At 48.8% G+C, this 12023-nt stretch carries 9 protein-coding genes; all 9 read right to left on the reverse strand.

Going from position 1 to position 12023, the window contains the following annotated elements:
- Positions 1 to 22 precede the first annotated feature (22 nt).
- On the reverse strand, positions 23 to 1216 hold the full coding sequence (locus tag QQK89_RS26515) for a GTP-binding protein (protein ID WP_284241840.1): 1194 nt from the start codon (positions 1214 to 1216) through the stop codon (positions 23 to 25).
- A gap of 151 nt (positions 1217 to 1367) precedes the next feature.
- Positions 1368 to 3005, reverse strand: a complete 1638-nt coding sequence (locus QQK89_RS26520) for an extracellular solute-binding protein (RefSeq protein WP_284241776.1) — start codon at positions 3003 to 3005, stop codon at positions 1368 to 1370.
- A 33-nt stretch (positions 3006 to 3038) separates the two neighbouring features.
- Positions 3039 to 3923 carry a carbohydrate ABC transporter permease gene (locus tag QQK89_RS26525; protein WP_284241777.1) on the reverse strand — a complete coding sequence of 295 codons (885 nt, stop codon included), beginning with the start codon at positions 3921 to 3923 and terminating at the stop codon, positions 3039 to 3041.
- Between the two features lie 25 nt (positions 3924 to 3948).
- Positions 3949 to 4860, reverse strand: a complete 912-nt coding sequence (locus QQK89_RS26530) for an ABC transporter permease (protein ID WP_284241778.1) — start codon at positions 4858 to 4860, stop codon at positions 3949 to 3951.
- 15 nt (positions 4861 to 4875) lie between these two features.
- Entirely contained in the window at positions 4876 to 6747 is a 1872-nt protein-coding gene (locus QQK89_RS26535) for a glycosyl hydrolase (protein WP_284241779.1), read from the reverse strand.
- Positions 6747 to 8267 carry a xylulokinase gene (xylB, locus tag QQK89_RS26540; protein ID WP_284241780.1) on the reverse strand — a complete coding sequence of 507 codons (1521 nt, stop codon included), beginning with the start codon at positions 8265 to 8267 and terminating at the stop codon, positions 6747 to 6749. Before xylB ends, QQK89_RS26535 begins: the two co-directional genes overlap by 1 nt.
- Positions 8268 to 8444: 177 nt before the next feature.
- Positions 8445 to 9638, reverse strand: a complete 1194-nt coding sequence (locus QQK89_RS26545) for an ROK family transcriptional regulator (RefSeq protein ID WP_284241781.1) — start codon at positions 9636 to 9638, stop codon at positions 8445 to 8447.
- 95 nt (positions 9639 to 9733) lie between these two features.
- Positions 9734 to 10702: an agmatinase family protein gene (locus QQK89_RS26550; protein ID WP_284241782.1), complete on the reverse strand. Its 969-nt coding sequence runs from the start codon at positions 10700 to 10702 to the stop codon at positions 9734 to 9736.
- Positions 10703 to 10721: 19 nt separating this feature from the next.
- Positions 10722 to 11993 (reverse strand): imidazolonepropionase, encoded by a 1272-nt coding sequence (hutI, locus tag QQK89_RS26555; protein ID WP_284241783.1) that lies wholly within the window; start codon positions 11991 to 11993, stop codon positions 10722 to 10724.
- Positions 11994 to 12023 lie beyond the last annotated feature (30 nt).

Below are 12023 nucleotides of genomic sequence, written 5' to 3' on the forward strand. Positions count from 1 at the left end.
ATCATTGTTCACCCTTTAATTCTTATTGCATATCCGGTTGATTAGGGAATTCGTCATGAAACAAATGCCATTCCATCTTTAATTCATCAGGAGATAATAGGCATCGATCCAATTCGCCGGTGATCGCTTCGCGATCCAAACGAAGACCGATAAATACAATCTTATTGACCCTATCGCCAAATGGCTCATGCCAAGATTGTGCCAGAGACGGATCGTCCAGCAGCAACTCCATCCGTTCCTCCTCAGGAAGCGCCGCCATCCACTTCCCTGCCGGTCCGAACTGGATGGAAGGTCCGGCTTGGCTGAAATTTTGCGCCATGTCATTTCGCGTGGCCAGCCACACTATGCCTTTGGCGCGTACGATTGCTTCCGGCCATTCGCTCATCCAGCTCATTAATCTTTCCGGATGGAACGGTTGTGCCCGTTCATACACAAACGAGGAGATTCCATACTCTTCCGTCTCCGGCGTATGATGCTCCTTCGCCATTTCCTGAATCCAGCCTGCCGATTGGCTGGCCGCTTCGAAATCGAATAAGCCCGTATTTAATAGTTCAGCCGGATCGACTTGCCCACGTTTAGAACGAATCAACTTGGCACGGGGCTGAAGGCTTCGAAGTACGGTTTCCAGCTCTATCAGCACGTTCTCATCCACCAGATCGCATTTATTCAAGATCAATACATCGCAGAACTCAATCTGATCAATGAGCAAATCAACAACTTCCCGGTTATCGTCAACCGCAACCTCTTGCTGTCTATCAAGCAAAGTCTCGCCGGAAGAGAAATCGCTCCAGAATCGATATGCATCCACTACGGTAACCATGCAATCCAGCTTGCAGAACTCGGTCAGATCTATCCCCTGCTCCTCATCTATATAAGAGAAAGTCTGGGCAACGGGAACAGGCTCTCCAACACCGGTCGATTCGATCAGAATATAATCAAATCGCTGTTCTTTGGCCAATTTTACCACTTCTCTTAGAAGGTCTTCCCGAAGCGTGCAGCAGATGCAGCCGTTGGACATTTCGACCAACTTCTCTTCGGTACGAGATAGCCCCCCGCTTCCTTTAATCAAATCCGCGTCTATATTTACCTCGCTCAGATCATTTACGATGACGGCCACCCGCAAACCTTGTCTGTTATTCAAGATGTGATTTAATATCGTTGTTTTCCCTGACCCTAAATATCCGCTTAATACGGTTACAGGCAACTTCTTGTCAATACTCAATAGTACGCACCCCTCAATTAATAGTAATCATTACGTTTTGTTAATTGTAATTATTACGATTAGTGAAGTCAACCTATTTTTTACTCTTTAGCTTTTCAACTTCTGCCTGCACAACAAAAAAAGCCCCATTCCGGGGCCCTTTTTGTTATTTTTGATTTTCAAGATAACGCGTGTAGGCTTCTTGTACGTAACCGATAATTTCATACCAGCCGGCTTTGTCGAGATCTTTCAAATATTTGTCCCAATCTTCGTCAATACCGCCGTCCGTAACCCACTTGCGACGATTGTTATCCATAATCTGATACACCTGAGCGGAGAGCAATGCCATCTTGTCGGCAACTTCCGGTTCATAGAAAATCGTGTGCGGAATGTAAGGATCGTTCAAATGCTTATCGATAAATCCAACCGCCTTCATGTCATCCAACAAACGTTTTGCGTCTTGCGGATATTCCACGACTTTATCGTAATAATCGGTCAAAACGGCAATCGGAGATCCTCCGCCTATCGTATTCCGGCTGCGCATTTCGTTATACGTCTTCAGACCGTCCTTCAGATCGTCGAATACCATAACGCCTTTGTCATTCAACTTATACTGATAGCCAAGCGGACCCCAGTTGGTCTGCACCGACCAGCTTGGATCGTACAAGCCGTCCGCCCACTTGAGAATTCTTGCAGGATCTTTCGCTGCCTTCGTCAGAACGAAAGCTACCGGATTATGCATCTCGACAAGGTTCTCGCGCGTGCCGAATTCTCCGCCTGGACCTGTCAGATAGGGAACGGCAACATAATCCTTGGCACGCTCTTTATCCACCATGTCACTGATCGAGAAGGTCATTACGCTGCCGACAATAACGTCGGGATTTCTCAGCTTAGCTTGAAGCTTAGGAGTGTCCGTAATCAGGTACTCTTCGTCAATCAAACCGTCTTTGTACATGTCATGCAAATATTTAATGCCGGTTTTGTAAGCTTCCGTCGTTGACGTGCTGAATACTTTGCCGTTTGCGTCGACACCCATGCTATCGTTGCGGTCCGCCTGGCCCCATAGGCCAAAGAACTGTCCGAAGTCATTGGCATTCCGCCAATGTCCAATGCCCGAGGTTACGTCTTTATTCGCCAGCGCCAAACCGATTTCATCCTTCTTGCCATTGCCGTTCATATCCGATTCCACGAATTTCTTAAGCGTATCCCGATATTCGTCAATCGTTTTTGGAATTGGCAATCCCAGCTTATCTAACCATGGTTTATAAATTTCCAGAATACCTTGGTTGCTTATTAATCCGTACATCTCTTCAATATAAGGAAGTCCATAAATGTGGCCATCCGGCGCGGTAATCAAAGCTTTGTATTCCGGGCGTTCCTCCAGTACTTTGGAGAAATTCGGCATATCCTTTATGTAATCTTCAATCGGAAGGAAGATGCCTTGATCCACGTTTTTCATCACCATACTCGTGTCAAGCGTTTGCATGAACGCCTCGGGCAGGTCTCCGGTAGACAACATCAGATTTACTTTCTCGGACGCGGATTCCGAAGGGATCTCTTTCCAATCAACATCAATGCCGGATACTTTTGTATAGTTTTTGTACCAGATCATGTCTTTAGCAGGCAGGTTTTGCGGACTTTTCGGGCGAACGATGCGGATTGGTGCTTCAGAATTACCTTTTGTATTTGCGGATTCCGATGCTTTGTTATTTGCGGAAGGCTCGTTGCTGCTGTTCGAAGAACAACCGGCGATAATCCCCGGCAGCATAATTGCCGTACATATTATTGCGACCATCTTTTTCATTCTACTCTTCTCCCCTTTGTATAGAAATAACATTTAGCCTTTAATCGATCCAACCATTACCCCTTGCGTAAAATACTTTTGCAGGAATGGATATACCGTCAAGAGCGGAAGACATGAAGCTACGATTACGCCATATTTCAGCTGTTCCGCAATGCGTTGGCGTTCAGCCATGGACATCGCGTCCGACAGCATTTGGTTTCCAACCTCGTTCGTAATCAATAGGTTCCGCAGGATAACTTGCAAAGGGAACTTGTCTTCGCTCGAAATATAGATAAGCGGTTCGAAGAACGAGTTCCAATGCCCGATTCCGTAGAATAACGCCATTACCGCCACAATAACCTTGGATAGAGGCAACACAATGGACAGGAAAAACTTGAAGTCCGAACAGCCGTCCATAACCGCCGCTTCCAGCAACTCATCCGGAATTGTGCTTTGGAAAAACGTACGGGTGATGATAATATTCCACACCGATACGGCAGCCGGCAGAACTAAAGCCCACATCGAGTCCATAATGCCAAGCTTGTTAATGAGAAGATAGCTCGGAATAAGACCCCCGCTGAAGAACATCGTAAAGATGAACAGCAGCATAATAGGTTTGCGTCCAACCAAATCTTTTCTCGAGAGCGCATAAGCGCCGGTAAGCGTGAAGACTAGATTAATTGCCGTGCCGCAAACCGTATAAAGAATAGAGTTCAGGTAACCCGTCCACAGCGGTTTATAATCGAAAATCTTCGCATAACCTTCCGTATACAAGTGTTCCGGTACAAGCAGGATTCCTCCCCGATTGACAACGTTAGGGTCGGAGAACGAAGCAACGACGATGAAGTAGAGTGGGTACAGAATACATAGCGTTATCGCTGCCATAAGCGTGTAATTGACTATGGTGAATATTTTGTCGCTCAGGGACAAGGATTTCATGCGTCTTGATTCCTCCATTCGGAAGCTACCATAAGCTGTTTCCAGACATTTTTCTCGATACATAGTTTGTAAAGATAAGAAGCGTAAAGTTGATAACGGAATTGAATAGTCCAATTGCGGTTGCGAAGCTGTACTGCGCGTTGAGCAAGCCCACCTTGTATACATAAGTAGAGATAATTTCGGATACCGGAAGGTTCATGCCTTGCTGCATCAGGAATGCCTTCTCCCAGCCTACGGACATGATACTGCCTATTCCAAGAATAAAAAGGATCGTAATGGTCGGCCGGATCGACGGCAGATCGACATGCCAGATCCGTCTCAGCTTGGTTGCCCCGTCTACCGTTGCCGCTTCATGCAACTCCGGGTTGACGCCGCTTAAAGCCGCAAGATAAATGATTGCGCTGAAGCCCATGGTCTGCCAGATTCCCGAGGTAATATAGACCGTGCGGAACCATTCTTCCCTTGCCATGAAGTTGACGGCATCACCGCCAAACAACGTAATGAGGTTGTTGATGATTCCGGTGCTAGGTGCCAAGAAGACGTTCAACATCGATACCAGAACGACGGTTGAGATAAAATACGGTGCGTAAGTAACCGTTTGCACAAATCGCTGGGCTAGCCGGTTCCTTATTTGATTGAGCAGCAAGGCAAATATAATCGGAATGGGGAAGCTAATCGCAAGCGAGAACAAGCTTAACTTAATTGTGTTTGTCACGATCTGCTTAAAGACAAAAGAATCGAAGAAAGCTTTGAAATGCTCCATGCCTACCCATGGACTGCCAAGGATCCCCATACTGGATTTAAAATCTTTAAAGGCGATGATGATCCCATACATGGGGACGTAATGGAACAACAAGATGTACAGTAAGGAAGGAAGCAGCAGCACATAAAGCTGCCACCGCTTCAGCATATTAGCCATCGTCCCTCTGCTGTGCATGGTGAATCCCTCCTGTTACCTGCTCGGAATGGAACGAATCGTGATGTTGTGGAAGCTAACGGCTCCGAATTGGGCAAAGAATCGCAGATAAGCATGCTCTCTGTTAATTCGACTGATGGAAGTACGTTGATCGTTTACGCAAATATCAATGAACGCTTCCTTCACAACTGCTTTAACGCGGACAGGTCCCTGGAGCCCTTGCACATGGTAAATGGACGACACTTCATCCTCTTGGAATCCTACGCACACCGTATCATGAACGCCAAGTTTATGATTGGATGGCTCAAATCGAATATCGTTCCCTTGTTTGAATTCAGAGTCTCCAGCTACGGAGAAACCATAGAACATCGTAGAATGCTCGGGCACAGCCTCAAAGGTCAGCTCATATTCGCCTTCTACTCTTCCAATCAAATGCTCAGAGAATCCATTTAAGTTCGCGAGGTTTACTTGATCGATGTGCTGAGTCTCCGCGTAAGTCGTCAATCCTTCGAATTCGGCCGGGAACTTAAGCCCAAGCGATCCATCCTCTTCTTGAACAAGTTCGCGAATGACCAACTCGCCGCCGTAACGGCCAGGACCGGAGAGGAATCCCGTAACCATTCTTCTTCCGCCCGGGAAAGCCGCCGTCTTCGGAACGCGCAGCTGAACGCTGTCAATCGTATCCATCGCGGGACGAAGCCAAGGACCAAACGGTTTTGTCGAATAACGGTAACGTGCAAGGCCGTCATTGCTGAAGATCAAGTAGTACATGCCGTTCCATTCAAAATAATCCGAGCACTCCGGCTCGCCATGATAACCCGGCACAATAAATGGCTCTTCTTCTTGCCAATTCTTCAGGTCGCCGGATGTGAGATGGGCTAGACATCCTTCATGCTTGACGCCGTCTACTAGACTTGTCGTAACTAGCATATGGTAGATACCTTCCGCATCTTTGAATACATGCGGGTCTCTGACCGAAGACAACAGGTAACGGCTTGAAATCGTTATGTACGCCTCAGATTTAGTGAATTCAATACCGTCGTTGCTAACCGCATACGTCAATTGGGCTGGCGAACCGTCAACGGCACGAACGGCATAAAACGCATAATATTCGTTGTTTTCCTTAATAACGGAACCCGTGCAGATCGACCCTTCCCATTCGCCGGTCACAGCGACTGCCATTGGATGGTGAGTCCAATTCTTCAAGTCTTTCGTCGAGATGTGTGCCCATTGATGCGCGCCTAAGCTCCATTTGCTGGCGTGGCCCCGGCGATCGAACAAATAATAGACATGGAAGGTTTCTCCGTCGAAGTATGGCATGCAATCGCCAACACCCGTATTGAATCCTCTTGGTTTCCAATATTGGATCGAGCTTGGTTCAGTGCCAAGGTATAACGTCTCCCGGTTCTCCACACCTTCCTTATCTTGCAAGAGATTATTGCGCTCTTCCTCGGTCAAGGCATGTGGCCACACTTTGGCTTCCAGCGTTCCCTCATAGGTTTGTACCGTTGCCTTCTCCAACTGAACGGAACCCATCGGCCAGTCCTCGTCCACCAACACGCCGTCTACGAACAATTCAACGATATGGCTGTTATAGCGCAGAAGGAGATCATGCTCTCCCGCTCCAATGGCATTCCACGGTACAGATAAGGTTAACGGCTTGTCTTTGGCATCCGTATATAGATCAACGGATAGAAGCAATCCATCAACCGCTGCTTGTTCACCAGAACGGATTAGAATGGCAGAAGTTCCAAGCTTGCCTTGAATTCGGAGCAGCTCCTCGCTTGTTTCTCCGCCTCTTACACGCGCGCTAACCGTTAATGTTTTGACGGATCCGAGGTCCAACGGTTGTTCAGCTTGTGTAGGGTTTAGCTCTATAAAGTTACCGCTATCGTTAACATGTATCATTATTTCAACACTCCTGACTCATTCGTAATGGTATTCAGCATAGGAAAAATGTCCTTGTTGTGCTCATAAAGCTTGCTATAGACCGCATATTGCCGATCATAGACGGCATGATTGCCAGCGTTTGGCCGTATCGGATTTTCGTGCAGCTTAACGACCGTTTTACAACCTTGCTCGACGGAGCTATACAACTTAACGCCAACCCCGGCCATAATCGCCGCTCCCACGCATGCCTGCTCCTCCGTCGTGCTTACATATACGTCCTGATTCAGAATATCCGCTAGAATCTGGCTCCAGAGCGGGCTTTTTGCTCCGCCGCCGGATATGATGATTCTTCTGAGGTCAACCTCGAGTGAACGGATAATCTCTACCCCGTCGCGAAGCGAATAACATACCCCTTCAAGCACGGCTCTGATCAGATGCGTGTCATTGTGGTCTAGCCTAAGTCCAAAGAACATCCCGCTTGCTTGCGGATCCATATGAGGCGTACGGTCCCCGGTCAAATAAGGCAGAAACAACAATCCGTTACTTCCTGGCGAAACCTCGTTGGCCTTCCTATCAAGCGCTTTGTAATCATGAACCTTCAGTACTTGCGATGCTAGCCACTTAAGCGACAACCCCGCGCTCATTGTCGCTCCAAGCAGATACCACCGGCTTGGAACGGCGTGCGCGTAAGTATGCGTCCGAAGCTTCTTGTCATAGACGGGCTGATCAATCGTAGTGAACAACTGTCCACCCGTTCCAATCGTAACGGACAGATCGCCAGGTTCAATGATACCGTTTCCAACCGCCTGCATCGCTTGGTCTGCCCCGCCAAATACAACGGGAGTTCCTGCCTTGAAGCAACTCTCGGATTCGGCTTGTTTGGTCACATAACCAGCTATCTCCCAAGGGTTCCCTACCGGCGGAAACAACTTGCTGTCCATTCCTGCCATCGTAATTAACGGTTCCGACCATTCAAGCGAACTTGCATGAAAGGCCGATGTGCCTGAAGCATCCGTCGTGTCTGTTCCGATCTCACCGGTCAGACGGTAGCGGACATAATCTTTGGGCAGCATAACTCGATCTATCCGGTTGTAGAGATCCGGCTCATTTTCCTTGATCCACATCAACGATAGAATAAGAAACCCGGTAGACACGGAGTTCTGAATCATATTTCCCAGCTGCTCTGGCGTGAATCGGGATTCCAGCATGTTCTTCTGGGGAATCGTCCGCTGATCGCACCAGATGATAGACGGGCGAAGCACCTGACCTTCTTTATCCAATGCCACCAAGCCATGCATTTGACCCGAGAAACCGATCCCTTCTATTGCTCCTCCGTCAACGCCGGCTTTCATAATCGCCTCAGCGCTTGTTCGTTTGACCAGTTCCCACCACTCATCCGGATTCTGCTCTGCGTACCCCGGGACAGGAATAGCGATGTCGTATTCCGTTTGCGCAAATCCAAGCACCTTGCCTGAAAGATCCATAACCATGGATTTCACACTTGAGGTGCCGATATCAATCCCCATCAACAGCGACATGTTGCGGCCCCCCACTATTTGATTCATTGTTTAATATCATCGTTTACATTATTACTATAAATCTATTTATTGATTTAATCAAGTAATAAATTTCTTTCTTTTTACGCGCACTAAGCACAAAAAAACAGCCCGGCCGGAAACGACGTCTCCGGCCGGGCTGTTTGAACTGGTTTTGCTTTAGGTTTGCTGGTTTAAATAACTGGACGGCTGATCCAAAATACTCTCAATCGCCACGATTGCCGAGCCGACCAGCATTGTATCCATGTCGTCAGCAGCAAGCTCTACGGTCAATTTATTCGATACATCAGGCAAGACATATTCGTTAATTACGGATCTCACCGTATCGTGAAGCAGCGCGCCGGCTTCGGCGAATTCATCACCGAGGATGATTCGGTCAGGGTTAAACGTATTGATGATGTTCACAAGCCCAAACCCAAGAAACCATGCTGCTTGTCTAACCGCCTCTACCGCATCACCGGTCTCTTCTTCGTGGATCGCTTTCCAAACGGACTTTAACGAAGCATGTTCCTTATTTAAGGTTTGCAGTAAAGCCGAAGTGGAACAATATAATTCGAGACAACCTCTATTACCGCACTCGCACTTTGGCCCCTTAAAGTCGATGCTCATATGACCGATTTCTCCTGCCATGCCAAGTGAACCTCGAAAGACTTTGCCATCTACCACAATCCCCGCTCCCACGCCTTGACCCGCAGCCACGTAGATCATAACTCCTTGCTCTTGATGGGAGTTGCCAAACCACCAATGTGCAAGCGCCCCCGCCTTAGCATCATGCTCAATATAAACAGGGAGATCGAAATCTCGCATCAGTTCTTCCTGGATGTTAATTTTCTCCCAGCCAGGAAAATAAGTCATAAGACCAATCCGGCCTTCATTGCGAAGCAACGGGCCTGGCGTAACTACGCCAATGGCGATGACTTGGCCGACCGAATTGGAAGAGATCATCTCCTTGATCAGTTCCTTCATTCGATTGAAAGCACGGGTTGAGCCGTCCGCGATATCGATGGGAATCTGCTGCTTGCTGTATTCGATCCCTTCCAGATCGTACAAGGCAACCGTAATGGATTTCCTAGCCAGGCGAATCCCAATAATCTTGTAAGGCTCGCAATTCAACTTAATGCCGATGGAACGGCGGCCTTTCTTGCCGTCGATCACGCCGGTCTCCACCACAATGCCCCAACTGATCAACTCGTTAATGATATTCGTAATCGTCGATTGATTCAGTCCGGACTCCTGCGTTAATTCCGCTCTCGAGCATACCTGTCTTCTTCGCATGAGGCGAATGACCAACGAACGATTCATTTCCTGTACGTCTTCCAGATTCGTCCCGCGCTTCGTCTTGGTTACGATCACTATATATCCCTCGCGATATTATATTATTCAATCAATTATTACACTTAATGAAAATAGTATACCATTTTCAAAAAATGCACGACAAGATAGAACAATTAATTCGGCCTGCTTGCCATTCCGGCCAGAAAGCTAAGCATGAACTGAACCGCAAGACGAGAGGTCGCGTTACGGAAGTCCACGGAAGGGTCAATGCATACAAAGTCTATCCCCGTAACTTGCGGAGAGGCTCCCAGCCGAAAAAGCGCGTCTAAGGCATCCCATGAACTTAATCCGCCAGTACCGATAGCCGGACAGCCCGGCGCAAAAGCTTGATCGATCACATCGACGTCGAAGCTGACATAAATGGCTTCCGTCCCGTCACCGGCAATCGTTAATGCTTGGTCGAGAATGGGATCTATCCCCTTACGCCTAACATCGCGCGAGGTAAAGACGCTTACCCCTTTGCTAACCACATAGTCATGATATGGCTTCGCATTCATAAAGCCGCGGATGCCGATCTGCGCGATATTCCGCCCGTCTACAAGTCCCGATTCCAATATGCCGCGAAAAGGAGTCCCGTTTGTAACCCCGCCGTCTTCGAAATTTCTAACGTCATGATGCGCGTCAAAATGAATGATCCCGATTTTTTTGCCAGCGTAACGCTTAGAGAAGGCTTTGACAGACGGACAACTGATGGAATGATCGCCGCCAATAATAATGGGAACGAATGCCGGATAATTCTCGTACAAAGTCCGCAAACTTTCCTCGATTCGCCGATGGCATTCCGCCATGTCTGTCGCATGCATCTGAATATCGCCCAAATCGCGTACAGCCAATTCCTGCAAGTCGACCCCGTATTCCATCGAATAAGTGGTAAAAGAATAAAAAGCATTGCGGATCGCCGCCGGTGTTGTAGAAGCGCTAGAGATCGAGATTGAAGTTTTGGACAACGGAACGCCAACGATTCCCGCAAGCAGCGGCTCCGCCCAGTCCCAACTCCTTATCCAATGGGCGACTTTCGTCTCGAAGCGATCTTTGAAGACCGCTTGCTCCGGATTTTTCAAATACGGGATCTCTCGGTTCATGCCCTCGCCTCCATCTTCATCATATATTTGCATTCGGCGCAAGGAGTTGCCGCTCCCACACAACTGCTTGCCCATTCTTAATTACGCCGTATGTGTGGTTGATGCCGAAATGGTAGGGCAGATAGGCGAGATTCGGCACATCAAAAAGCGCGATATCCGCCTGTTTCCCAACCTCGATGGAACCTAACCGGTCTCCTCGCGCAATCGCGTTAGCCGCATTTATGCTGCATGCGGCAAGAATCTCCTCCGGCGTCATCTTCAGGTTAAGCGACGCCAACATCATGATGAGCTGCATCGATTCGGTCGGACAGGAACCCGGATTGTAATCGGTGGCCAAAGCTACGGGCAACTTGAACTTATCGATCATATCCCTCGCCCTTGCATGTTTGTTCAGTCCCAAATTAAACGACGTACCGGGCAGCAACACCGGAATAACGCCGCCTGCCGCCAGCATGCCGAGCCCTTTATCCGATGCGGCCAGCAGATGTTCGGCGGATATGGCGCCAAGCTCCCCCGCTAATTCCGCGCCGCCAAGCGACTCGATCTCATCCGCATGTATTTTGGGCAATAAGCCGTTGCGCTGTGCCTCCAGCAGAATCCGTCTGGATTGCTCAACCGTAAACACTCCCTTCTCGCAGAAAACATCGCAAAACTCGGCCAGCCTAAGCTGCGCGATTTGCGGAAGCATGCCGCAGACAAGGTCGACGTATTCATTCGTTTTCCCTTTGTACTCGGCGGGAACGGCATGCGCGCCCATGAACGTTGACACCACTTCAAGCGGATGGTTGTCACTCAGCCGTTTTGCGGCACGCAGCTGTCTCTGTTCAGCTTCAATAGAAAGACCGTAGCCGCTTTTGGCTTCCACTGTGGTGACGCCTTGCAGCAGCATGATGTTAAGGCTTTGGTACGCTTTCTCGTACAGTTCTTGTTCGCTTGCCGAGCGAGTCGCTTGCACGGTGCTAAGGATTCCTCCGCCCTGTGCGAGAATTTCCAAATAGGGTACGCCCGCGCGTTTGAGCGCAAGCTCATGCTCGCGCGAACCTCCGTGAACAAGATGCGTATGCGGATCGATGAGACCCGGTGTAGCCAAACATCCGCGCGCGTCTAGCGTTTCCAGGATTTCTGCACCGTTCAGAGCGTTCATCACCTCTGTTTCCGTACCAACAAAGGCGATTCTACCTTCCTGAATCGCGACGGATGCTTGCGGGATTTGCCTGATTTCGTTCATCTGTTCCCCATAGCGTGGTGCGTCTCCCGGCGGGGTAACCAAGCAGCCGATTCCTTTTAACAACAGGTCGATTCTCGTGGTAATCCTCCCCTT

The organism is Paenibacillus glycanilyticus (assembly GCF_030161375.1).
Classification (GTDB): domain Bacteria; phylum Bacillota; class Bacilli; order Paenibacillales; family Paenibacillaceae; genus Pristimantibacillus; species Pristimantibacillus glycanilyticus_B.

What these genes read in the sequence shown, in the direction of transcription:
- QQK89_RS26520 (WP_284241776.1), bottom strand. Translation starts at nt 3,005, where the DNA reads ATGAAAAAGATGGTCGCAATAATATGTACGGCAATTATGCTGCCGGGG.
- QQK89_RS26525 (WP_284241777.1), bottom strand. Translation starts at nt 3,923, where the DNA reads ATGAAATCCTTGTCCCTGAGCGACAAAATATTCACCATAGTCAATTAC.
- QQK89_RS26530 (WP_284241778.1), bottom strand. Translation starts at nt 4,860, where the DNA reads ATGCACAGCAGAGGGACGATGGCTAATATGCTGAAGCGGTGGCAGCTT.
- QQK89_RS26535 (WP_284241779.1), bottom strand. Translation starts at nt 6,747, where the DNA reads ATGATACATGTTAACGATAGCGGTAACTTTATAGAGCTAAACCCTACA.
- xylB (WP_284241780.1), bottom strand. Translation starts at nt 8,267, where the DNA reads ATGTCGCTGTTGATGGGGATTGATATCGGCACCTCAAGTGTGAAATCC.
- QQK89_RS26550 (WP_284241782.1), bottom strand. Translation starts at nt 10,702, where the DNA reads ATGAACCGAGAGATCCCGTATTTGAAAAATCCGGAGCAAGCGGTCTTC.